A 22,257-nucleotide genomic window follows, 5' to 3' on the forward strand; every position below is an offset into this window, starting at 1 on the left:
TGGGTTACACTTATTTCAGATAAGATCCGAGGCCGGAGGTGACTATGCCCCGCACAGGCGCACTGGCCGGTGCCACCCGGGTAGAGGCGGACACGGCTGAGCGTCGACTGCTCGCCCATCTGGAAGGCGGCGCCGACGCCTTTCGTCACACCAAATTGGTTCTCCAGCTGCCCGACGGGCACGACATCGTGCTGCCCCAATCGCTTGTCGCCCTCGTGTTCGCCGCAGCCCACGACCTCGCGAAAGGCAACGCGGTACTCGCCATCCCGGTCGAGACCCGTCTGACCCCGAATGAGGTCGCCCAGCTCCTGGGGCTCTCACGACCCTTCGTCGCCCGGCTGCTGGACGAGGGCGAGATCCCCTCCCAGCGTCTTCCCGATAGCCGTCATCGCCTGGTCCGCCTCCAGGATGTCTTGGACTTTCAGGCGCGTCGCGAGCGGCGAGCCGAGGGCCGCCGCAGAATAATCGAAGCCGCCGAAGAGGCAGACCTTCCCTACTGATTCCTCCTGACCCTCCGGAGAGCGCCAAGCGATGGCACGAGTCTTCATCGACACAAACGTGCTGTTTCCCTTCTCCGTCATGGACCTGATGCTCGGGCTGTCGGAGGACGCGATCCACACCGTGGTCTGGAGCGACCACCTTTTGGACGAGTGGGAGCGGGTGATCGTTCGTGAACATCACCGCTCCGCAGAAGCTGCATCGAGGATCAGCCGGACAATCCGGGAGTTCTTTGCCGATACCCGTGTTCCCGAAGACGACTACAAGCACTTGATCGACCGGATGGAAGGTCCTGATCTCGACGACCACCACCACATGGCCGCTGCCATCGCCGGGCATGCCCTGACCTTGGTGACATGGAACCTCGGCGACTTTCCCACCGGACTCCTCAGCGAGTACGGGTTGACCGTCACCGACCCCGACTCCTACTTGTGTTCATTGTTGACGCAGTGCCCACGTGAGGTGGTCGACGTCCTCTTTCGAATGGCGGCCGGCAAACGACGGCCGCCTATGAATGCATCGGAGATAGTCGACGCGCTGGACCGAGCCGGCGTACCCGTCTTCGCTCGGCGATGCCGCACTCATCTCGCCGCTACATCAGGCGATCACGGTCCATACCGGCCTGACGCCTGATCGACGCGCGAAGCACGCCGTGACAGGTACGGGCTCCGCCGGAGCCGGCGGAGCCCGTACACGAAGGCGGGGAGCTAGCCCATGTGGGGGTAGCGGTGGTCGGTGGGCGGGACCAGGGTTTCCTTGATGGTCCTGGCGTTGACCCAGCGGATCAGGTTGAAGATGGAGCCGGCCTTGTCGTTGGTGCCGGAGGAGCGGGCGCCGCCGAAGGGCTGCTGGCCGACGACCGCGCCGGTGGGCTTGTCGTTGATGTAGAAGTTGCCGGCCGCGAAGCGGAGCCGCTCGACGGCGTCGGCCACGGCGTGCCGGTCCTGGGCCATGATCGAGCCGGTGAGGGCGTACGGTGTGGCGCTCTCCATCTGGTCGAGCACGGAGTCGTAGGCCGCGTCGTCGTAGACGTGGAGCGCGAGGATCGGGCCGAAGTACTCCTTGGTGAAGATCTCGTCGGTCGGGTCCGCCGACTCCAAGATCGTCGGCTGTACAAAGTATCCTTCGCCGTCGTCGGCCTTCCCGCCCACCAGGACGTCGATGTGACCGGCTTCCCGGGCCCGGGCGAGCGCCGCGCTGTGCTTGGCGAAGGCGCGGTCGTCGATCACGGCGCCCATGAACGTGGACAGGTCCGCGGTGACGTCCCCCATGGTCAGCGACTCGACCGTGCCGAGCACGTCCGCCCGGATCCGCTGCCAGACCGACCGGGGGACGTAGGCGCGCGAGGCCGCCGAGCACTTCTGCCCCTGGTACTCGAAGGCGCCCCGGACCAGCGCGGTGGCGAGCACGGCGGGGTCGGCCGAGGGGTGGGCGAGCACGAAGTCCTTGCCGCCGGTCTCCCCCACCAGGCGCGGGTAGGAGCGGTATCCGGCGATGTTCTCGCCGACGGTCCGCCACAGGTGCTGGAAGGTCCCGGTGGAGCCGGTGAAGTGGATGCCGGCCAGGTCGGGGTCGGTCATCGCCTCGGCCGAGACCGCGGAGCCGTCCCCGGTCACCATGTTGATCACGCCGGGGGGCAGCCCGGCGGCCTCGAGCAGCCGCATGGTGTAGTGGGCGGCGAACTGCTGGGTGGGCGACGGCTTCCACAGGACGACGTTCCCCATCAACGCCGCGGAGGCCGGCAGGTTTCCGGCGATGGCGGTGAAATTGAACGGCGTGATCGCCAGGACGAAGCCCTCCAGCGGCCGGTACTCCATCCGGTTCCACACCCCGGGCGAGGAGATCGGCTGCTCGGCCAGGAGCTGACGCCCGTAGGCCACGTTGAAGCGAAGGAAGTCGATGAACTCGCACGCCGAGTCGATCTCGGCCTGCAGGACCGACTTGGACTGCCCCAGCATCGTCGCGGCGTTCAGGACCTGCCGCCACGGCCCGGCGAGGAGCTCGGCCGCCTTCAGGAAGATCGCGGAACGATCGTCGTAGGAGAGCGCGCGCCAGGCGGGGGCCGCCTGCTTGGCCGCGTCTATCGCCGCTCTGACGTCGGCGTTCACCGCGTTGTGCGTGACGCCGAGGACGTGCTTGTGGTTGTGCGGCGAGACCACGTCGATCGCCGCGCCGCCACCCGGCCGCTGCTCGCCGCCGATGGTCATCGTCAGGGACGGCCGCTCCCGGCCGAGCTCGGAGATTTTGGCCTCAAGTGCCGTCCTCTCGGGGCTGTTCGGCGCGTAGGCCTTAATCGGCTCATTCTCCGGTACCGGCACTCGGGTAACGGAATCCATATGGCTAACTCCCCTGAACTACGACTTCCTTGTCGCTTACCTCCACATCGTAAGACGAAGTGACAAATCAGGCACGGGCCAGGGCCTCCGCAAGGGAGTCGACCACCGGAACCCCCGTCCGCTCCAGATCCGCCCGCGAGGTCATCCCCCCGGTGAACAGGATCGCCTCCGCGCCCACATGGGCCGCCGCGGTGGCGTCGTCGACGCTGTCGCCGATCACCAGGATGCGCTTGGCGTCCAGCCCGAGCGCCTCGATGTGCGCCACCATGTGCTCCGCCTTGTGCCCGCCCGCCTCGCTGCGCAGCCCGTCCACCCTGCTGAAGTGCCGGTGGATCCCGAACTCCTCGACCTTGGGCACCAGCCTGCCGTGCTCCCACATCGACAGCAGCGACTGGCCGCCGCCGGCCTCCTGCCACCCCTGCAGCGCCGTACGCGCCCCCTCGCTCAGGTCGCAGGCGAGCATGAGCCGGTGATAGTGCTCGTGGAACTCCCGGTCCAGCCGGTCGAACTCCCCCTCGTCCAGCGAACGCCGGAGCAGGCGCTCGTAGAGCACCCAGATGGGCCGGGTGTAGCAGGCCCGGAAGCCGTCGTGGGTCAGCGGTCCGATCTCGTAGGAGCGAAACAACTCATTGGTCGCCCCGACCACCGCGTCGATGTCGTGGAACAGCGTGCCGTTCCAGTCCCAGATGATGTGTCTCATATCACCCATTACTGTACCCAGCCCGCTCGTCCGGCCTGTGAACGTCAGGTGAGCAGATCGGGTACTTCCTGGGTGGCGAACCACATCAGCTCGTGTGCCTCGGCCCCGTCCACGGTGAAGGACGCGTCGTCGTCCCCCCCGTCGGCGGCGGCGAGGGCGTCCATCGCCGCCTCGATGTCGGGCATGGCCGAAGGGTCGTCGACGTGTACGGCGGCGATCCGGTCGACGGGGATCGGTGAGGCGAGCCGGACCCGGGACCGCTCCTCCAGATCCGTCCCCGCCCACACCTCGGCGTCCGGCACCTCGGCGGCGAGTACGACCCGGCGGGCCGAGATCGGGAAACCGTCCGCGCGGTCGGCGGCGAGCATCCGCAGGGAGACCCGGGCTGCCTCGATCATGGCGATGTACTCGAGTTCCTCGTTGTCCCCGGAGGCGTACCACTCGGTCAGGGCGGGGGTCACCGCGTGGCCGGTGAGCGGGGCCGGACCCAGCTCACCCTTGCTCACCACCAGGGCGAGCGCGGCGAGCGTGGACGGCAGGTAGACACGCATGGGTTCCTCATCGTTTGACGGTGCGGACGAGTTGAGTGTGCCAGGACATCCCGGTGCCGGACGGCCGACCCTCCGATCCCGCCTCAGAAGCCGAACCGCGCCCGGACCTCGGCCAGGGTCTGCTCGGGCTCCACATGGTGCAGCCCCACGATCCCCACGGCGCGGGCCGCCTCGACGTTCGGCAGGATGTCGTCGATGAACACGCACTCCGGGGGTTCCAGACCCAGCGTCTCCACGGCGTACCGGAAGATACGCTCCTCGGGCTTGCGCATGCCGACCTCGCCGGAGATGACGACCGCGTCGAAGCACTCCTCCCAGCCGCTCCGGTCGTAGTGGTCGGCCCAGGAGTTGGACAGCAGGCAGGTCCGCACCCCCGCGGCACGGGCGGTGCGGAGCATGTCATACATGGCCGGAACCGGGTGGAACCCGGCGAACATCCGCTCCAGCAGCCCGTCCGGGCTCGGCGGGAGGCCGTCCAGCGTGCGGAGCCGGGCCGCCAGGTCGCGTTCGAAGTCGGCGATGGGCAGCTCGCCGCGCTCCAGGGCGTGTACGGGGTTCCCGTCGACGGCTCCGAGCTGGTAGGCCCCCATGATCAGCTCGGTCATGACCTCGCGGTAGTGCACCGGGTCGATGCGTTCCCCGATGATCCAACCCTTGATCGCATCGCTGAGGCTCGTGGTGAGCACCCCACCCCAGTCGATCAAAACGCCCTTCATGCCACCTCCGTCATCGCATGCCAGACTGCACCATATGGACTTCGCGATCAGCCCCAAAGCAGTGGAGTACCGTACGAACCTTCAAGACTTTATGGCGATCCATATTTATCCTGCCGAGTCCATCTATCATGCCTGGCGCAATGAGCAGCCCCACGACAGCCACGAGCCACCTCCGATGATGAAGGAGTTACGGGAGCAGGCCCGGGCCCGCGGCCTGTGGAACCTTTTCCTGCCCGCCGAGTCCGGCCTGTCCGCGCTCGACTACGCGCCGCTCGCCGAACTCACCGGCCGCTCCCCCGATCTGGCGCCCGAGGCGCTGAACTGCGCGGTGCCGGACACCGGAACCATGGAGACGCTGCACCTGTTCGGCACGCCGGAGCAGCGCCGGACCTGGCTCAAACCACTCCTCGCGGGTGAAATCCGGTCGGCGTACGCGATGTCGGAACCGGATGTCGCCTCCAGCGACGCCGTCAACATCGCGACCTCGATCGTGCGCGACGGCGCCTCCTATGTGATCGACGGCCGTAAGTGGTTCATCACCGGGGCCGCCGACCCCAGGTGCCGCTTCCTGATCGTGGTCGGCCGGACGGATCCGGACGCTCCTCCCCACCGGCGACATTCCCAGGTCATCGTCCCCATCGACACCCCGGGCGTGACCGTCGTCCGCAACCTGCCGCTCTTCGGCTTCCAGGACCGGCCGGGCCACTGCGAGATCGACTTCACCGGGGTACGGGTGCCCGTGGCCAATCTGATCGGCGGCGAGGGCGAGGGTTTCGCCATCGCGCAGGCGAGGCTCGGCCCCGGCCGGGTCCACCAGTGCATGCGGGCGATCGGCATGGCCGAGCGCGCGATCGAGCTGATGTGCGCGCGCGCCGTGAGCCGGGTCGCCTTCGGGGCGCCCCTCGCCGACCAGGGAGTCGTCCGGCAGTGGATCGCCGAGTCCAGGATCGCGGTCGAGCAGGCCCGGCTCCTGGTCCTCAAGACCGCCTGGATGATCGACAACGTGGGCGCCAAGGAGGCGCGGAACGAGATCTCCGCGATCAAGATCGTCGTGCCGCGGGTCGTCTGCGAGGTCGTCGACCGGGCCATCCAGATCCACGGCGCCCTCGGCGTATCGGACGACACCCCCTTGGCCGCGATGTACGCCAAGGCCCGCGCGCTCCGCATCCTCGACGGCCCCGACGAGGTCCACCTGCGTGCGGTGGCGCGCCGTGAACTCAAGCCCTACCGCTGAGGCGCGCCACCCGGCCCGGACGGTTCCCCGGACATGTGTCCGTACGGCCTCTCCGTTCGAATCCGCGGCCCCGGCGGGGTACGGGCTCAGCGTCGTGGCTCGGCCACGGGGAGCTTCCCGGTGGGCTTGAGGCGACCCATGATCGCCTTGGCCGCGGCGCGCAGGGACGGTGGGCTGTCGGAGTACAGCGCGATCGTGGTGTCCGCGCCCCGGAGCCGGCCCAGGTCGTAGGGCTCCCCGACCGAGACGACGACCACCGGCGCGCCGGACTTCGCCAGCCTGCCGACCAAGGCGACCTGGGCCGGGTTCGCGTTGCGGGTGGTCACCACGACCGCGTCGCTCCCTTTGGCCCGTGCGGCGGCCGTACCGATCACCGAACCGGAGGGCGAGTCGCCGGTCTGCACCTCCGTCACCTTCGCCCCCAGCTCGGTCAGCTCCTTGGCGAGGTCGGCGGTGACGACCCCGGCGACGAGCACCCGGTCCCCCCGCTTCACCGGAAGCCCGCCGCGCTTGACCACGGTCACCGAGGCGTCCGCGGCGCGCTGGGCGACCTCCCGGTGCGCGGCGGAGCGCAGGATCGAGCCCGCCCGCCCCGCGTCCGTCTCCCCGGTGTCGAAGAGGCCCCGGTCCCGCTTGAGGGTGAGCAGCCGCTCCACCGACAAGTCCAGCCGGTCCCGCGAGATACGCCCGGCCTTGACCGCCTTGAGCACCCCGTCGTAGGCGGCCGGCAGATTCGGCGACATCAGCAGCAGGTCGGCCCCGGCGAGCACCGACCGGACGGCCACCTCGGCGTCGTCGTACTTTTTCCGGACCCCGTCCATGTTGAGGGCGTCGGTGATGACCACGCCCTTGAACCCGAGCTTCTCCCGGAGCAGACCGGTGAGGATCCGCGGGGAGAGGGTGGCGGGCTCCCCGGACGAATCGAGCTTCGGCATGACGATGTGCGCCGACATGACGGCGTCCACCCCGCGCTCGATCGCGGCCTTGAACGGCGGTGCGTCGATCCGCTCCCACTCCGCCATGGAATGGGTGATCACCGGAAGCCCGGTGTGGCTGTCGGTGTAGGTGTCCCCGTGGCCGGGGAAGTGCTTGGCCGAGGAGGCGATCCCCGCCTCGTGGAAACCCTCCACCGAGGCACCCGTCAGCCGGGCCGCGAGCTTCGGATCGGAGCTGAAGGAGCGCGAACCGATGACCGGGTTGCGCGGGTCCACGTTGACGTCGGCCACCGGGGCGAAGTCGAGGTTGACGCCGACGGCCGCGAGCTCGGCCCCCGTCACCCTGGCCACCTCGCGGGCGAGCTCGGGGCTGCGCGACGCGCCGATCGCCATGGCCCCGGGGATCCGGGTCGTGATCGCCTCCAGGCGCGACACGATCCCGTTCTCCTGGTCGGCGCCGATCAGGAGCGGGATCTTCGAGATCCGCTGCAGGTCGTTGGAGAGCCTGGCGACCTGCTCGGGCGATTCGACGTTGCCGGCCCAGGGAAAGTAGATCACCCCGCCGACGCGGTACTTCTCGATCAGCTTGCGGAAGGTCGGGACGCCGTACCGCGCGTTGTTCTCCCCGGATACCGTGTCCGCCCTGGAGCCGTAGACCACCGGCATGAAAAGCTGGCCCACCTTGTCCTCAAGGCTCATGTTCGCCAGCATGGGTCCCACCTCGATCCCGGCCGAACTCGGCAGCGGTGTGGCGGACGGGGCGCCGCCCGTGCCGGGGGCCGACGGCGACCCGGAAGCCGCGCGGCTCGCCTCCCCGGCGGAGCAGGACGCCAAAACCACCATGGACACGAGCACGCCGAACAGGCGGGTGGACCGCTTCATACCTCGACGCTAGCCGCTCCGCGGCGGTTGTGCAGTCGGCCACGCCCGCTCACAGGCCGAGTCGCGCCAGGCCGGGGAGCTCGGCGCAGGCCGCCTCCCGGGCCGATCCCGCCGTGGGGGCGGCCCGGGCCCGCAGCGCCGCCACGGCGCACTGCTGCTGGGTGTGCCTGGCCAAGGCGGCTCTGACCAGCGGCAACGCCGAGGAGCCCAGGGACAGCGAGCTCACCCCGAGTCCGACGAGCACACAGGCGAGCGCGGGGTCGGCCGCGGCCTCCCCGCAGACCCCGCACGGTTTTCCCGCGGCCACCGTCATCGCGACGAGATCGAGCAGCGCCGGATGCCAGGGATCCTGGAACCCGGCGAGGGCGCCCAGCCCGCGGTCGGCGGCGAAGGTGTACTGGGCCAGATCGTTGGTCCCGACAGAGACGAAGTCCAGGTGCGGGGCGAGGTCCCGGGCCCGCAGCGCCGCGGCGGGGACCTCGACCACGGCGCCCGCCGACGCCAGCCCCGCGGCCCGGCAGCGCGCCGCGAACCACGCCGCGTCCGCGGCGTCGGTGACCATCGGCGCCATGACGTCCAGCCTGGCCAAGGTCCCCTCGGCCGCCCGCCTGAGCGCCTTGAGCTGCGTCTGGAGGACTTGTGGATGCCTGCGGAGCAGCCGGAGCCCGCGTTCCCCCAGCGCGGGGTTGTCCTGCCTGCCCCCGGGCAGGAAGGCGAGCGGCTTGTCGGCCCCCGCGTCCAGCACCCGCACCACGACGCGCCCGTGGGGGAAGGCGCGCAGGACCGGGCGGTAGGCGGCGATCTGCTCGTCCTCGGACGGGGGGTCGGCCCGGTCCAGGAAGAGGAACTCGGTCCGGAAGAGCCCCACGCCCTCCGCCCCGTGGTCGAGCGCGAGGGCGAGCTCCTCCGGGCTCCCGATGTTGGCCAGGAGCGGCACCGGGTACCCGTCGGCGGTCGTTCCCGGTCCCCGGGCCGCCACGAGGGCGGCGGCCCGCGTCCCGGCGCTCCGCAGCGCCTCCCCCACCCGTTCGGGGGCCGGAGCCGGGGTCACCGCCCCGGTTGAGCCGTCCACGAGCACCGCGGTCCCCGGTGGGATGGACGTCGCGCCGGGGCAGGCCACCACGGCGGGTATCCCGAGGAGCCGGGCGATGATCGCGGTGTGGCCGGTGGGCCCGCCCTCCTCGGTCACGAAGGCGGCGACGAGGTCGCGGTCGAGCGCCGCGGTGTCGGCGGGGGCGAGGTCGCGGGCGATGAGGACGTACGGCCCGCCGCCGGCGGGCGGGGTGGGGCGGCGGACCCCGTACAGGTCGGCGAGCACCCGGTCCCGGACGTCGTCGAGGTCGGCGACACGTGCCGCGAGGTAGGTCCCCGCCCGATCCAATAAAGCCCGATATTTCATGAAAGCTTCGTAGACGGCCCGGGCGGCGGCCATACCCTCCGCGGCCCGGCGCCGCACCTCGTCGGCGAGCCCGGGATCCCGGGCCATCAACGCCTGCGCCAGCAGGATGTCCCCGGCTTCGCCGCCGGTCCGCTCACCCAGCCCCTCCAGCCAGGAGGCGACCCGCTCCAGCGCGTCGAGCGCGCGGGCCGACTCGGCGGAGGCGTCGCCGTGCGGTACGGCGTCCGCGGGCGGCTCGGGGGCCCCGTCCGCCAGCCGGTACACGGGGGCGAAACCGATCCCCGGGCTCACCCCGAGGCCGCGGTACTCCGCCTCGGCCATGGCTTCGCCTCCCTTCCCGCGACGGGTCAGGGGGTCGACGCGATGGCGGCCAGCTCGTCCAAGAGGTCCTCCGCGCCCTCTCCGTCGGCGGTGATAACGATCTCGTCGCCCTGACGGACGTCGATCCCGAGGACCGCGAGGATGCTCTTGGCGCTGACGACGTCCTCCCCGACCCTGCCGACCGTGACGGGGATCTCCGCCTTCGCCGCGGCCCGGACGAAGTTCGCCGCGGGCCTGGCGTGCAACCCGACCTCGGAGACCACGGTCACCTTCCGTTCCGCCACGCCGACTCCTTCTGTTATCCCCAACATTCCCGAACAGTTCTGCGAATAACCGCATTGAACAGCGGGCCGTCTCGTCTCATCGGAGGATACGGTCTAGACCGGCCGGCCACTCGATCTCGGTCAGGTCCGCGACCACCAGGTCGGCGTCACCGAGCTGACCTCCGTCGAGTGTGGTCGCCACCCCTACGCACGACATGCCCGCGGCCCGGGCCGCCGCGATCCCGGCGGCCGAGTCCTCGAACACCACGCACTCCACGGGATCGACGCCCAGCGCGGCCGCGGCCAGCAGGAACGGCCCGGGATGGGGCTTACCCTCGGTCACGTCCTCCGCGGTGATCCGAGTGGAGATCAAATGGGCCACGTCCAGCTGCGCCAGGGCGCTCTCCGCCCACCAGCGGGTCGCCGAGGTGACCAGCGCGACCGGCGAGCCGTGGCCGACCACCTGACGGACGAACGAGGAGGCGCCGGGCACCAGCTCCACCTCGGGCAGGTCGGGATGCTCCCCGTACGAGACCACCTCGTCGAAGAGCGCCTCGATGTCCCCGCCGGGGAAGAACTCCGGGAGCACGTCCCGGCCGCGCCGCCCCATGAACCCGCGGAGGATCGCATCGTCGTGCCGGACGTCGTGCGCCCGGAGCAGCATCGCCCACATGGCCATGCTCCGGCGCTCAGAGTTGATCAAGGTTCCGTCTAGGTCGAACAGCACAGCCGGTCCTAGCGCCACTGAAAGATCTCATCCCCCTTGTCGACCCGTCCGGAGTCCACCATACGGGTGAGTCTGTCCCGGCCGACGTCCAGGGCCACGATCGGGCAGACCGGGGAGAACCCGCTCGCCACCACCGCGGCGGGGTTCCACGCCACGATCGGCTGACCCGCCCGCACCCGGTCTCCCTCGGCGGCCAGCAGCCGGAAGCCCTCCCCCCGCAGATCCACGGTGTCGATCCCCAGGTGGACGAGGACCCCTCGACCACCTGGCCCGACCACCACGAAAGCGTGCGGATGGAGCTTGGCGATCCGCCCCCCGAGCGGGGAGACCGCCTCGCCCGGCAGGCGGGTGGGGTCGATCGCCGTTCCCGGTCCGACCACCCCCTCGGCGAAGGCCGGATCGGGCACCGCGCCCAGCCCGATGACCTCCCCCGAGACCGGGGCGAGCACAGCCAGCACCGTGCTAGCCGATGAGGTCTTCGATGTCGCCGGCGATCGCGTCCGCCTCCGGCCCCACGATCACCTGAATCACCGTGCCCGCGGCCACCACGCCGTGCGCGCCCGCGGCCTTCAACGCCGTCCTGTCCACCTTGGACGTGTCGTGGACCTCCGTACGGAGCCGTGTGATGCACGGCTCTATCTCGATGATGTTCTCGGCGCCCCCGAGTCCAGCGATGATCGCCTTGGCGTCCGCCGCCATCGGTGTTCTCCCTTGTTCAGTCCGTCTGCGTCACCTTGTTCAGGCCACGCGGAGCGTCCGGGTTGATGCCCAGCCTGCGGGCGAGCGCCTCGGTGAGCAGCTGCCCGGGCACGATGAGACCGAGCGGAGCCACCCACTCCGGCAGATCCGGGCCCTTGAGGCTCAGGGTGCAGGCCGCGGCGAGATCCTGGCCGCCACCCACACCGTAGGCCGCGGCACCCGCTCCCGTCACCCGCTGGGCGAGCGCGACCGTGCCGGGGAGCGTGGGGCCGTCGCCCGCGGCCACCAGGATCGCCGGGGTGTCGGCGTCGACGACGGCGATGGGGCCGTGCAGCAGGTCGGCGTAGGACAGGCCCATGGCGTGCAGGTAGCAGGCCTCCTTGAGCTTGAGCGCGAGCTCAAGAGCGGTCGAGAAGGCCATCCCGCGGCCCGAGACCACGGCGCCCGGGACGCCGGCGAGCCCCTCGGCCACGCCGTCCACATCCCCGGGGTCGGCGAGCAGCGCCTCCACGGCCTCCGGGACCCTGACCAGGTCGGCCACGTCCACGTCGGCCCCCATCCCGAGGCCGAGTACGGCGAGCGCGGCGAGCTGGGTGGTGTAGGTCTTGGTCGCCGGGACGGCCTTCTCCTCCCCGGCCAGCGTGCACAGGGCGAGGTCGGCGGCCTGGGCGAGGGGGGAGTTCTCCCCGCCGTTGGTGATGGCCACCGTACGGGCTCCGCAGTCCTTGGCCCAGGCGAGCGTCTCGACGATCTCCTCGGTACGGCCGGACTGCGACAGGGCGACCGCGAGCACACCGTCGAGGTCGAGTTTGCGCCGGTAGGTGGTGGCGATCGACGGGGAGGCCAGGGTGGACAGGCGCCCCGCGTGGACCTCGGCCAGGTAGCGACCGTAGACGGCGGCGTTGTCGGAGGTCCCCCGGGCGATGAAGAGGGTCTGCCGTGTCTGTTTCGCGACCTCCTCGACCTCGCCGACCCTGGGGAGCAGGGCGTCCAAGGTGGCCCGCAGGGCCTGGGGCTGCTCGCCGATCTCGCTGAACATCCTGGTGGTCATACCTGCCCGCACTCCTGTGATCGCGCCGTTATCGGTCTGTTCATTGACACCTTTATCCGGCGTGTGGTCTAGTCCGGCCTAGACCAGTACGAACCCTAGCTCAGTGCACAGCACAACGCGAGATTGAAATAAGCCGGCACCGTGACAGTGAGGTGATCGGGTGGGTCAGATCGATCCGGACAGTCCCGTTCCAAAGTACTTCCAGCTGCGAGAGATCCTCCTCGAGCTCATTGAGACGGACGAGCTGCCGATCGGTGCCGCGATCCCTTCTGAGCGTGACCTGAGCCAGCGTTACAGTCTCTCGCGGATGACCGTCCGTCAAGCAGTCGACCACCTGGTCTCCGAGGGACGGCTCAACCGGATCGCCGGCAAGGGCACCTTCGTGGCCCGCCCCAAACTGGAGATGGCGCTCGCCCTCACCTCGTTCTCCGAGGACATGCGCGCCCGCGGTCTAGACCCCGGCTCCCGCGACCTGGACCGCCGCGTCATCCGGGCCAGCGCCCACCTCGCCCGGGAACTCTGCATCGAACCCGGCGACCGGGTCCACTTCATCGAGCGTCTCCGTACGGCCGACGGCGAACCGCTCTGCATCGAACGGTCCCACATCCCGATCGCCCTCGCGCCCGACCTCGCCTCCATCGACCTCACCGGACGCTCCCTCTACCGGATCCTGCGATCCCGGTACGGGATATCCCCCGACGCCGGGGAGCAGACCATAGACGCCGGCATCGCAGACCCGAGCGATGCCGACTTGCTTAAGCTCAACCGAGGAAGCGCCGTCCTGCTGCTGCAGCGCCGCTCCTACGCCTCGGGAACCTGCATCGAGCTCGTGGTGTCCACCTATCGCGCGGACCGCTACCAGTTGCGCACCGTGCTGGAGATGCCCAGGAAGGGCGCCGCGACCAGGTAACCGAGTTCATGCCTCCGCCCCCCGATTTGGAGGAGACGACGATGGGTGCCACGTCCGCCGATGTCAGCGGATCCGTCGGGCGCCGGTTCCGCACGGCCGCCGTCTCCTTCATGTCCAGGCTCGGGCGCTCCCTGATGCTGCCCCTCGCCGCCCTCCCGGTCGCGGCGCTGCTCCTGCGCTTCGGCCAGCCCGACATGCTCGGCCGCAACGGCGCCGAACCCGGCGGGCTCGCCGAACTGGAGCTCTTCGCCTGGACCGAGCGGATCGGCACGGTCTTCGCCGCGGCCGGGGCCTCCCTCTTCGACAACCTCCCGCTGCTCTTCGCCGTGGGGGTCGCCATCGGCTGCGCCCGTAAGAGCGACGGCACCACCGCGCTCTCCGCGGTCGTCGGCTACCTCGTCTTCGACCGGGTCAGCAAGGTGATGTTCCAAGGGTCGGCCATCAGCGAGTCCGTGACACTCCGGCGGTACGACCCGGAGGTCCCCGGCGGGTTCACCGAGATCCTCAACATCGGCCTGCAGAACCCGACCCGGGTACTCGGCGGGATCCTCATGGGGTTCGTCACGGCCGTCCTCTGGCAGCGCTACCACCGGACCAAGCTCCCCACCTGGCTGTCGTTCTTCAGCGGGCGCCGGCTGGTGCCGATCGTGACGGCGCTGGTCGCGCTCGTCCTCGGCGTGCTCATCGGCTGGCTCTGGCCGAGCCTCGGCGAGCTGGTGAAAAGCGCCGGCGAGGCGCTCTCCGCCGCGGGCGCCACGGGGGTCGGGATCTACGGATTCATCAACCGGCTGCTCATCCCCCTCGGACTCCACCACTTCGTCAACTCCATCGTCTGGTTCACCCTCCCCGAGTGCCAGGTCGCCGGGGGGACGCTCGGCGGCGACTGGAACTGCTACTTCGGCGGCGACCCGAACGCCGGGGGATTCATGGCGGGCTTCTTCCCCGTCATGATGTTCGGCCTCCCCGCCGCGGCCCTCGCCATCTGGCAGGCCGCCCCGCGGCACCGCCGGGCGACGGTCGGGGGGATCATGTTCAGCGCGGGACTCGCCTCATTCGTCACCGGGATCACCGAGCCCATCGAGTTCGCCTTCGTCTTCGTCGCGCCGCTGCTGTTCCTGGTGCACGCCCTGCTCACCGGGGTGTCGATGGCGATCGTCGACCTGATCGGCGGCCAGCTCGGCTTCGGCTTCTCCGCCGGTCTGATCGACATGGCGCTCAACGCCTTCAAGAGCAACACGCAGAACCTCGTCGGCATCCTGCTCGTCGGGGTGGTCTACGCGGCCGTCTACTACGCCGTCTTCCTCTTCCTGATCAAGCGGATGAACATCATGACCCCCGGCCGGGGCGCCGGCGGCGACACCGAATCGGGCGAGGTGATCGTCCTGACGGACGGTCCCGGGCCGTATCCCGGCCCGGGACCCGCCAAGACCTGACTCACACCCAGCTGGAGAACCACATCCGGGCGTACCAGTCGGCCACGGTGGTGACGACCGAGCCGAGCACCGGATAGAGCCACCAGAAGTTGATGAGCACCAGCAGCGTGTAGGTGCCGGCGATCGACGCCCCCGCCGCCCGGCGGAACGTCGGGGAGCCGCCCGGGCCGATCAGCAGCCCCAGGGCGAAGACCAGCGCCAGGATGAGGAACGGAAGCATGGGCAGCGCGTAGAACTGATACATCGTGCGGTTGTGCGCGATGGCGTAGTAGAACCAGGGGAACCAGCCGACGCCGTACATGAGCAGCACGGTCCCCGCCCGCCAGTCCCGCGTGGCGACGTACCAGGCGATCATCACCACCAGGGCGACCAGACCGCCCCACCAGATCGCCGGGGTGCCCACACCGAGGATCGTCTCGGCGCACGCGGTCGTCCCGCAGCCGGTCACCCCCTCGCGCTGATGATGGAAGAGGACCGGTCGAGCCAGGATCGGCCACTGCCAGGGCTCGGACATGTAGCTGTGGTGGGTGCTGAGCCCGGAGTGGAAACGCAGCGCGTCGACGTGGTAGGTCACCCACGACCGCAGCGTGCTGACCACGAAGTGGAACGGCCCGCCGTCCACGGCGTCCGCCCAGTTCCGGGCATAACCGTGGGCTGAGACGAACCAGCCGGTCCAGGTGAGGGTGTAGGAGACCCCGGAGGTCACCGCCAGGGTGCCCGCCGCGCCGGGGAGCTGACGGCCCAGGGTCTGCAGCACGGGGCGGGGCAGCCGCTTGGCCTTGCGCACCCCTGCGTCCCAGAACAGGCTGATCACCACGAAGGCGACGATGAAGAAGATCGCGTTCCACTTGACGGCGAGCGCCAGCCCCAGGCAGATCCCCATCCCGATCCGCCAGGGACGGACCCCGAGGCGCGGGCCCTTGAGCCACTCGGCGCCGTTCGGGGCCACGGCACGGGCCCGATCCCACTCGTCGAACCGGCGTCGCAGGTCGTCGCGGTCGGCGACCAGGCAGGCGAAGGCCGCGATGATCCAGAAGGTGAGGAAGACGTCGAGCAGCGCCGATCTGCTGAGGACGTAGTGCAGACCGTCGAGGGCGAGGAGGAACCCGGCGAGGCATCCCAGCAGCGTCGACCCCGTCATCCGCCGGGCGGTGCGCGCCAGAATGAGGATGGACAAGGTGCCGAAGAGCGCCACACCGAAGCGCCAGCCGAACGAGTTCAGGCTGAAGAGCCACTCGCCGAGCGCGATCATCCACTTGCCGAGCGGGGGATGCACCGCCTGCATGGCGCAGCGGTCGGCCATCTCCCCGGCACATTGGACGAAAATGTCGGCGTCCCCGGAGACCAGCCGTTCGGCGATCATCTTGTCGTTGGTGTTGTTGTCGTCGCTGAGCCGGAGCGTCTCCCGCTCGATCCCGAAGCGGAGCAGGCTCACCGCCTGTTTGACGTAGTGCGCCTCGTCGAAGACGATCGCCTCGGGCTTGCCCAGGCGTTCGAATCGGAGGAAAGCCCCGAAGATCGTGACGATGAGCGGGCCCACCCACCCCCAGAGCGTGCCGCTGCGCAGGATCGGGGGCAGGCGCCGCAGGAGCGACGTATCGCCTGATGACACATCAGGTGTCTGTGCGGATACAGGGGACTTGTCGTACTCGGTCACCGCCACTCGGACATGGTAGTGCCCGGACGGCGCAGGGTGGAGAGAACATTTCCGGCATTCACCTCTGGTTCCGGCGAATCCCCGGATGACCTCCCGCTCCGATGTATCACGGCGCCGCCGGGAACACTCTCACCGACGACAAGGAGTTACCCGACGACCTCCCCGGAGTCACGATGCCCGCCCCCCAGCGACCCAGCCCCGGCCGTACCCGCCCCGTCGCGCTCCCCCGGCAGGGCCCCGTACCCCGCGCCGACCCGCCGTACGACGACGAACGGGACCCCGGATCGGAGGCGCCCGCCGTACAGGGGACGCTCGCGCTCGTCTTCGAACCGGCGGAGATCCCCGCGGCTCAGGTCGCCGGGGTGCACGGTTCCCCGCTCATCTGGGGACCCCCCGGAGCCGCCCCCGACGAGCGGCGCCTGCGCCGGCTCGCCCAGGCGATGGCCGAAGTCCTCACCGGGCGGCGCCCGCCGGAGACCCTCGCCCCACGCCTCACCGACCAGGCCTACGCCGAGCTCCTGCGGGCGGGGGTGATGATCGAAACCCCGCGGGCTCCCCTGGTCGGACGGCCCCACCTCTGCCAGCCGCGCGAGGACGTCGTGGAGATGTGCGTCCTGGTGTGCTGCGGCGAGCGCGCCCGGGCGCTCGCGCTGCGGCTGCGCAGATACGGCGTCCAGTGGCTGTGCACCGACTTCGAGACGGCCTGAGGGGGAGAAACCGAAAGGGGCACCCGAGACCGGGTGCCCCTTCGGCGGATCGCCTGTCAGGCGTTCGCGTGCTTGGGATCGCCGTGGCAGCGCTTGAACTTCTTGCCCGACCCGCAGGGGCAGGGCGCGTTGCGGGAGACGTCGCCGTAGGAGGCGCGCTCGGCCGGGGTCGAGACCTGCTCGCTGTGCTGCTCGACCCCCCCGCCCTCGGCCGGGGCGGTGTACTGGAGCCGGGCGGGACGCGAGGGGCCGCGCAGCCCCGCGGCGATGATCGACCGGGTCTCGCTGACCGCGGCGTCCTCGACCGCCTGCTCCTCGTAGGAGATCGGGTTCTCCTGGACCTGGACGTCGAGGTTGAACAGGAGCCCGACGGACTCCTCCTTGATCCCGTCCAGCATGCCGCGGAACATCTCGTAGCCCTCACGCTGATACTCGATCAGCGGGTCGCGCTGGGCCATCGCCCGCAGTCCGATGCCCTCCTGGAGGTAGTCCATCTCGTACAGGTGCTCACGCCACTTGCGGTCCAGCACCGACAGGATCACCCGGCGCTCAAGCTCCCGGGTCGCCTCGGTGCCGAGCTGCTCCTCACGGCCCCGGTACGCCAGCCGGGCGTCGCCCTTGAGGATTTCGGCGAGATGCTCGGCCGAAAGCCCGGCCTGCTCGCCGCCCACCTCCTTGAGGACGTCCTCCGCGGTCACCGAGATCGGGTAGAGCTCGCCGAACGCCTTCCAGAGCTTGTCCAGGTCCCACTCCTCGGCGAAGCCGTCGGCGGTCGCCCCGGTCACATAGCCCTCGACGACCTCCTCCACGAACTCCTCGACCTGGCTGGAGATGTCGGCGCCCTCCAGCACCCGCCTGCGCTCGGCGTAGATCACCTTGCGCTGGCTGTTCATCACCTCGTCGTACTTGAGGACGTTCTTGCGGATCTCGAAGTTCTGCTGCTCGACCTGGTGCTGAGCCGACTGGATCGCCTTGGAGACGATGCCCGACTCGATCGGCACGTCCTCGGGGATGTTCAGGCGGTTCATGATCATCTCGACGCGCGCCGAGTTGAACAGCCGCATCAGGTCGTCTTCCAACGACAGGTAGAAGCGGGACTCGCCCGGGTCGCCCTGACGGCCCGACCGGCCGCGGAGCTGGTTGTCGATCCGCCGTGACTCGTGCCGCTCGGTGCCGAGGACGTAGAGCCCGCCGAGCTCGGTCACCTCCTGGTGCTCGTCGGCGACGGCCTTCTTGGCCTTCTCCAACGCCTCCGGATAGGCGGCCTCGTACTCCTCGGGGGTCTCCAGCGGCGACAGTCCGCGCTGGTGCAGCTCCAGGTCGGCCCGGAACTCGGGGTTCCCGCCGAGCATGATGTCGGTGCCTCGACCGGCCATGTTCGTCGCCACGACGACCGCGCACTTGCGCCCGGCCTCGGCGATGATCGTCGCCTCCCGCTCGTGGTGCTTGGCGTTGAGCACCTCGTGCACCACGCCCGCCCGGGTCAGCATCTTGGAGAGCTTCTCGGACTTGGCCACCGAGGTGGTGCCGACCAGGACCGGCTGGCCCTTCTCGTACCGCTCCTTGATGTCCTGCACGCAGGCGGCGAACTTGGCGTCCACGGTCTTGTAGACCACGTCCGACTGGTCCTTGCGGATCATCGGCCGGTTGGTCGGGATCGGAATGACGCCGAGCTTGTAGGTCTGGTGGAACTCGTTGGCCTCGGTCATCGCGGTACCGGTCATGCCGCCGAGCTTGCCGTACAGGCGGAAGTAGTTCTGGAGGGTGATCGTGGCGAGGGTCTGGTTCTCGTCCTTGATCTCCACCCCCTCCTTCGCCTCGATCGCCTGGTGCATGCCCTCGTTGTACCGGCGACCGTGCAGGACACGACCGGTGAACTCGTCGACGATCAGGACTTCGCCGTCCACGACGATGTAGTCCTTGTCCTTCTTGTACAGCTCCTTGGCCTTGAGGGCGTTGTTGAGGAAGCCGACCAGCGGGGTGTTCTCCGGCTTGTACAGGTTGTCGATGCCGAGCCAGTCCTCGACCTTCTCGACGCCCGACTCCAGGATGCCGACGGTCCGCTTCTTCTCGTCCACCTCGTAGTCGCCGGTGTCGGGCGCGCCGTCCTTGCCGGCCTCGCCCTTGCGCAGCCGGGGAACGATCTTGGAGAACTCGCCGTACCACTTGGCGCTCTGGTCCGCGGGGCCCGAGATGATCAGCGGTGTCCGGGCCTCGTCGATGAGGATCGAGTCGACCTCGTCGACGATGGCGTAGTTGTGGCCGCGCTGCACGCACTCGTCCAGCGACCACGCCATGTTGTCACGCAGGTAGTCGAAGCCGAACTCGTTGTTCGTGCCGTACGTGATGTCGGCCTGATACGCCTTCCGCCGTACTTCGGGCGGCTGGTTGGCGATGATCACCCCGACCTCCAGGCCGAGGAAGCGGTGGACGCGCCCCATCCACTCGGCGTCACGTTTGGCCAGGTAGTCGTTGACCGTGACGACGTGGACGCCCTTGCCGGAGATGGCGTTGAGGTAGGCGGGCAGCGAACAGGTCAGGGTCTTCCCCTCACCGGTCCGCATCTCGGAGATGTTGCCCATGTGCAGCGACGCGCCGCCCATGATCTGAACATCGTAGTGACGCTGCCCGAGAACGCGCCTGGCGGCCTCACGCACCGTGGCGAAGGCCTCGGGAAGAAGCTCGTCGAGCGACTCGCCGTCGGCGTGGCGCTGCCGGTATTCGGCGGTCAGCGCTCGCAGCTCTGCGTCGGAAAGCTCGCGGAAATCGTCCTCAATGGAGTTGACCTGCTCCGCGATCCGCTTGAGCTTACGCAGGATCTTGCCTTCGCCGGCGCGAAGAATTCTGTCGAGTATGGCTGGCACTGGATGTAAAGCTCCTCGCAGATCTGAGGGCGAGACATATTTCCTCGATGCCATGGTAGGCGAGCCGCCCCCTTGACACAGCCACCCTGAGGGACGAATACGCGTGCCCGGAGGTTCCCGCCCACGGTTCCTCCACGTCTATCCTGCCGTTTGCCGGGGATGAATAGAACTATGGAACAACAAAGTCATTGGGGGCGCTTCGGGTCCTGGATCGCCGTCGGCGTGATCACAGCGGGCTTCCTGGCCGGAGGGCTCGCCCTGGTTTTCGGGAGCTGGGTCCTCTTCTGGGTCGCCGTCGCCCTTCTGGTGCTTGGCGGGCTCTTGGCATTCGCTGTGGACATTTTTTCCGATGTCATCTTGGACGCGTATCACGTCCTCTCCGAGTCGCCGCACATCACCCGGCGGGCCCGCCGGACCAAGTAACCGGCCAGGCGCGTTTGTCGGTGGCACCGCGTACCATCACCGGTCGTGACCGACCTCTCCCCCGACGACGCGCGACACGCCGTCCTCCGCGCCCAAGGCTTCACCGGACCCGGCACGGCCGATCCCGACGTGCCCGCCATGCTCCGCCGCCTCGGCGCCGTACAACTTGACACGATCTCGGTGCTCGCCCGATCCCACGAGCTGATCGCCTACTCCCGCCTCGGCGCGCTCGGCCGGCCCGCGGTGGAGCAGGCCTACTGGGCCGAACCCGCCCAGGCGTTCGAGTACTGGTGCCACGCCGCCTGCGTCCTCCCCGTGGAGCACTGGCCGTACTACGCCTTCCGCAGGCGGGAGTTCCGAGAGCGGCGATTCCGATGGCACGAGGTGCCCCCCGTCGTGGACGAGGTGCGGGAGATGGTACGGCAGCGCGGCTCCATCACCACCGCCGACCTCGGCGGGGCCAAGAAGGGCGGCCCCTGGTGGGACTGGTCCGATACCAAGATCGCCATCGAGTGGCTCCTCGACATCGGCGAGGTGGTCTGCACCCGGCGCGAGGGATGGCGCCGCGTCTACCGGCTCGCGGAAGGCGCGATCCCCGATCACCTGCTCGGGCGGGACGTCGACGACGCCGAGTGCGTCAGGTACCTGACCGGGGTGGCCGGACGCGCCCTGGGCGTCGCCACCCGGGCCGACCTCGTCGACTTCCTCCGGCTCCGCGGGCCGCACGCGGCGCTCCTGGACGAGGCCCTCGCCGGGGGAGGCGCCGGCCTGGTGCCCGTACGGGTCTCGGGATGGGCCAAGCCCGCCTGGGCCGACCCCGCCGCCCTCGCCGGGCCCGCGCCGGCCGAACACCGGACCACGCTGCTCTCCCCGTTCGACTCGCTCATCTGGGAGCGCGCCCGCGCCGAGCGGATCTTCGGTTTCAGCCATCGGCTGGAGGCGTACGTGCCCAAGGCCAAACGGGTGCACGGATACTTCGCGATGCCCGTCCTGGCGGGGGGCGAGCTCGTCGGCCGGGTCGACCCGGCCCGGGAGGGCTCCGTCCTGGTCGCCCGGCAGCTCTCCTTCGAAGCCGACCGGCCCGGCGACGTCGCCACGATGGCGACGGCGCTGCGTCAGGCCGCCTCGTGGGTGGGGTGCGACTCGGTCAAGGTGGAGCGGGTGGAGCCCGCCGTCCTGGCGACCCCGCTGGCCGAGGCGCTCACCTGACCGCCCCGGCCCGGGATCTTCAGGTGATTTCGAGCAGGCGTTCCCGGACCGCGTAGACCACGGCCTCCATCCGGGAGTGGAGCTGGAGCTTCTCCAGGATGTTCCGGACGTGGTTCTTCACCGTGTTCTCGGAGATGAACAGCTCCCGGGCGATGTCCCGGTTGTTCATGCCCTTGGCGACGAGACGGAGCACCTCCATCTCGCGATCGGTGAGCCGGGGCACCGGAACCTGGGGAGGACGCTCGTCCTCCTTCTTGGCCATCGCCTTGAACTCGTGGATCAGCTTGGCGGCCATGGCGGGGTTGATGAGGGACTGCCCGCCGTGCACCGCGCGCACGGCGTCGGGCACCTCGTCGAGCGCCACGTCCTTGAGCAGGTAGCCGGTGGCCCCCGCCTTGATCGCCTCGAAGAGGTCCTCCTCCTCGTCGCTGATCGTGAGCATCACGATCCGCGCGCTCGGCACGGCCGACTTGATGCTCCGGCACGCCTCGATGCCGCTCCGCCGGGGCATCCGGATGTCCATGAGGACCACGTCGGGAAGGAGATCCCCCGCCCGCTCGACCGCCTCGAACCCGTCACCGGCCTCGCCGACGACCTGGATGTCGTCCTCGGCCGCCAGGAGGAGCTCAAGGCTCCGCCTGATCAACGCATGATCGTCGACTATCAGGACACGGATGGGGTCGCCTTGCCGAGCCTCGGCCGAATGCGTCACGCCTCCTCCTCGGGGGGCCAGAGAGCCGCA

Annotated in this window: 22 protein-coding genes; 8 read left to right on the forward strand and 14 right to left on the reverse strand. The window is 69.6% G+C overall.

All coding sequences use genetic code 11. The features are described 5' to 3' along the window. Positions 1–44: 44 nt before the first annotated feature. Both RUR_RS29240 and RUR_RS29245 read left to right on the forward strand, forming a co-directional pair. Complete coding sequence (locus RUR_RS29240; RefSeq protein WP_283138442.1) at positions 45–500, forward strand: helix-turn-helix domain-containing protein; 456 nt, start codon at positions 45–47, stop codon at positions 498–500. Between the two features lie 31 nt (positions 501–531). Then, positions 532–1,131 (forward strand): PIN domain-containing protein, encoded by a 600-nt coding sequence (locus RUR_RS29245; protein ID WP_283138443.1) that lies wholly within the window; start codon positions 532–534, stop codon positions 1,129–1,131. Between the two features lie 74 nt (positions 1,132–1,205). On the opposite strand, the gene pruA is transcribed toward RUR_RS29245, so the two are convergent. From pruA to RUR_RS29265, 4 genes are all read right to left on the reverse strand, one after another. Continuing rightward, a complete protein-coding gene (gene pruA, locus RUR_RS29250; protein WP_283138444.1) occupies positions 1,206–2,834 on the reverse strand; it encodes an L-glutamate gamma-semialdehyde dehydrogenase in 1,629 nt (542 codons plus the stop codon). A 67-nt stretch (positions 2,835–2,901) separates the two neighbouring features. Continuing rightward, on the reverse strand, positions 2,902–3,534 hold the full coding sequence (locus RUR_RS29255) for an HAD family hydrolase (RefSeq protein WP_283138445.1): 633 nt from the start codon (positions 3,532–3,534) through the stop codon (positions 2,902–2,904). 44 nt (positions 3,535–3,578) lie between these two features. Further along, positions 3,579–4,085, reverse strand: coding sequence for a DUF6912 family protein (locus RUR_RS29260; RefSeq protein WP_283138446.1), 507 nt, complete (start codon positions 4,083–4,085; stop codon positions 3,579–3,581). Positions 4,086–4,168: 83 nt separating this feature from the next. Beyond that, positions 4,169–4,801, reverse strand: a complete 633-nt coding sequence (locus RUR_RS29265) for an HAD family hydrolase (RefSeq protein WP_283138447.1) — start codon at positions 4,799–4,801, stop codon at positions 4,169–4,171. A 34-nt stretch (positions 4,802–4,835) separates the two neighbouring features. Between RUR_RS29265 and RUR_RS29270 the strand changes: the two genes are divergently transcribed. After that, positions 4,836–6,035, forward strand: coding sequence for an acyl-CoA dehydrogenase family protein (locus tag RUR_RS29270; protein WP_283138448.1), 1,200 nt, complete (start codon positions 4,836–4,838; stop codon positions 6,033–6,035). Between the two features lie 86 nt (positions 6,036–6,121). On the opposite strand, the gene nagZ is transcribed toward RUR_RS29270, so the two are convergent. From nagZ to RUR_RS29305, 7 genes are all read right to left on the reverse strand, one after another. Continuing rightward, positions 6,122–7,852, reverse strand: coding sequence for a beta-N-acetylhexosaminidase (gene nagZ, locus RUR_RS29275; RefSeq protein ID WP_283138449.1), 1,731 nt, complete (start codon positions 7,850–7,852; stop codon positions 6,122–6,124). Positions 7,853–7,901: 49 nt separating this feature from the next. Next, positions 7,902–9,572 carry a phosphoenolpyruvate--protein phosphotransferase gene (ptsP, locus tag RUR_RS29280; protein ID WP_283138450.1) on the reverse strand — a complete coding sequence of 557 codons (1,671 nt, stop codon included), beginning with the start codon at positions 9,570–9,572 and terminating at the stop codon, positions 7,902–7,904. 26 nt (positions 9,573–9,598) lie between these two features. Next, on the reverse strand, positions 9,599–9,856 hold the full coding sequence (locus tag RUR_RS29285) for an HPr family phosphocarrier protein (protein WP_283138451.1): 258 nt from the start codon (positions 9,854–9,856) through the stop codon (positions 9,599–9,601). Between the two features lie 76 nt (positions 9,857–9,932). Then, a complete protein-coding gene (locus RUR_RS29290) occupies positions 9,933–10,562 on the reverse strand; it encodes an HAD family hydrolase (RefSeq protein WP_283138452.1) in 630 nt (209 codons plus the stop codon). Positions 10,563–10,570: 8 nt separating this feature from the next. Further along, positions 10,571–11,020, reverse strand: a complete 450-nt coding sequence (locus RUR_RS29295; RefSeq protein WP_283138453.1) for a PTS sugar transporter subunit IIA — start codon at positions 11,018–11,020, stop codon at positions 10,571–10,573. Positions 11,021–11,024: 4 nt separating this feature from the next. Next, entirely contained in the window at positions 11,025–11,261 is a 237-nt protein-coding gene (locus RUR_RS29300) for a PTS sugar transporter subunit IIB (RefSeq protein WP_283138454.1), read from the reverse strand. Positions 11,262–11,277: 16 nt separating this feature from the next. Then, on the reverse strand, positions 11,278–12,312 hold the full coding sequence (locus tag RUR_RS29305) for an SIS domain-containing protein (RefSeq protein ID WP_283138455.1): 1,035 nt from the start codon (positions 12,310–12,312) through the stop codon (positions 11,278–11,280). Between the two features lie 160 nt (positions 12,313–12,472). Between RUR_RS29305 and RUR_RS29310 the strand changes: the two genes are divergently transcribed. Together RUR_RS29310 and RUR_RS29315 are read left to right on the forward strand one after the other, a co-directional pair. Then, entirely contained in the window at positions 12,473–13,222 is a 750-nt protein-coding gene (locus tag RUR_RS29310) for a GntR family transcriptional regulator (protein WP_283138456.1), read from the forward strand. Positions 13,223–13,263: 41 nt separating this feature from the next. Beyond that, entirely contained in the window at positions 13,264–14,655 is a 1,392-nt protein-coding gene (locus RUR_RS29315) for a PTS transporter subunit EIIC (protein WP_283138457.1), read from the forward strand. Position 14,656: 1 nt separating this feature from the next. On the opposite strand, the gene RUR_RS29320 is transcribed toward RUR_RS29315, so the two are convergent. Then, the gene (locus tag RUR_RS29320; protein WP_283138458.1) at positions 14,657–16,267 is read right to left on the reverse strand and encodes a dolichyl-phosphate-mannose--protein mannosyltransferase; all 1,611 of its coding nucleotides are present in this window, start codon (positions 16,265–16,267) and stop codon (positions 14,657–14,659) included. A gap of 146 nt (positions 16,268–16,413) precedes the next feature. Here RUR_RS29320 and RUR_RS29325 point away from each other — a divergent pair, with 146 nt between their 5' ends. Further along, positions 16,414–17,019 (forward strand): Rv3235 family protein, encoded by a 606-nt coding sequence (locus tag RUR_RS29325; RefSeq protein ID WP_283138459.1) that lies wholly within the window; start codon positions 16,414–16,416, stop codon positions 17,017–17,019. A gap of 56 nt (positions 17,020–17,075) precedes the next feature. On the opposite strand, the gene secA is transcribed toward RUR_RS29325, so the two are convergent. Further along, positions 17,076–19,883 (reverse strand): preprotein translocase subunit SecA, encoded by a 2,808-nt coding sequence (gene secA / locus RUR_RS29330; RefSeq protein ID WP_283138460.1) that lies wholly within the window; start codon positions 19,881–19,883, stop codon positions 17,076–17,078. Between the two features lie 171 nt (positions 19,884–20,054). Between secA and RUR_RS29335 the strand changes: the two genes are divergently transcribed. Continuing rightward, positions 20,055–20,306 (forward strand): hypothetical protein, encoded by a 252-nt coding sequence (locus tag RUR_RS29335; RefSeq protein ID WP_283138461.1) that lies wholly within the window; start codon positions 20,055–20,057, stop codon positions 20,304–20,306. 45 nt (positions 20,307–20,351) lie between these two features. Then, on the forward strand, positions 20,352–21,515 hold the full coding sequence (locus tag RUR_RS29340; RefSeq protein WP_283138462.1) for a winged helix-turn-helix domain-containing protein: 1,164 nt from the start codon (positions 20,352–20,354) through the stop codon (positions 21,513–21,515). Positions 21,516–21,534: 19 nt separating this feature from the next. On the opposite strand, the gene RUR_RS29345 is transcribed toward RUR_RS29340, so the two are convergent. Then, a complete protein-coding gene (locus RUR_RS29345) occupies positions 21,535–22,227 on the reverse strand; it encodes a response regulator (protein WP_283138463.1) in 693 nt (230 codons plus the stop codon). Between the last annotated feature and the right edge of the window lie 30 nt (positions 22,228–22,257).

Origin of the sequence: Rhizohabitans arisaemae, assembly GCF_025996515.1 — a bacterium.
GTDB classification, from domain to species: Bacteria; Actinomycetota; Actinomycetes; order Streptosporangiales; family Streptosporangiaceae; genus Rhizohabitans; species Rhizohabitans arisaemae.

Excerpts from the sequence above, each read along its gene's own strand:
- RUR_RS29240 (WP_283138442.1), top strand. The coding sequence starts at position 45 with ATGCCCCGCACAGGCGCACTGGCCGGTGCCACCCGGGTAGAGGCGGAC.
- RUR_RS29245 (WP_283138443.1), top strand. The coding sequence starts at position 532 with ATGGCACGAGTCTTCATCGACACAAACGTGCTGTTTCCCTTCTCCGTC.
- pruA (WP_283138444.1), bottom strand. The coding sequence starts at position 2,834 with ATGGATTCCGTTACCCGAGTGCCGGTACCGGAGAATGAGCCGATTAAG.
- RUR_RS29255 (WP_283138445.1), bottom strand. The coding sequence starts at position 3,534 with ATGAGACACATCATCTGGGACTGGAACGGCACGCTGTTCCACGACATC.
- RUR_RS29260 (WP_283138446.1), bottom strand. The coding sequence starts at position 4,085 with ATGCGTGTCTACCTGCCGTCCACGCTCGCCGCGCTCGCCCTGGTGGTG.
- RUR_RS29265 (WP_283138447.1), bottom strand. The coding sequence starts at position 4,801 with ATGAAGGGCGTTTTGATCGACTGGGGTGGGGTGCTCACCACGAGCCTC.
- RUR_RS29270 (WP_283138448.1), top strand. The coding sequence starts at position 4,836 with ATGGACTTCGCGATCAGCCCCAAAGCAGTGGAGTACCGTACGAACCTT.
- nagZ (WP_283138449.1), bottom strand. The coding sequence starts at position 7,852 with ATGAAGCGGTCCACCCGCCTGTTCGGCGTGCTCGTGTCCATGGTGGTT.
- ptsP (WP_283138450.1), bottom strand. The coding sequence starts at position 9,572 with ATGGCCGAGGCGGAGTACCGCGGCCTCGGGGTGAGCCCGGGGATCGGT.
- RUR_RS29300 (WP_283138454.1), bottom strand. The coding sequence starts at position 11,261 with ATGGCGGCGGACGCCAAGGCGATCATCGCTGGACTCGGGGGCGCCGAG.
- RUR_RS29305 (WP_283138455.1), bottom strand. The coding sequence starts at position 12,312 with ATGACCACCAGGATGTTCAGCGAGATCGGCGAGCAGCCCCAGGCCCTG.
- RUR_RS29315 (WP_283138457.1), top strand. The coding sequence starts at position 13,264 with ATGGGTGCCACGTCCGCCGATGTCAGCGGATCCGTCGGGCGCCGGTTC.
- RUR_RS29325 (WP_283138459.1), top strand. The coding sequence starts at position 16,414 with ATGTATCACGGCGCCGCCGGGAACACTCTCACCGACGACAAGGAGTTA.
- RUR_RS29335 (WP_283138461.1), top strand. The coding sequence starts at position 20,055 with ATGGAACAACAAAGTCATTGGGGGCGCTTCGGGTCCTGGATCGCCGTC.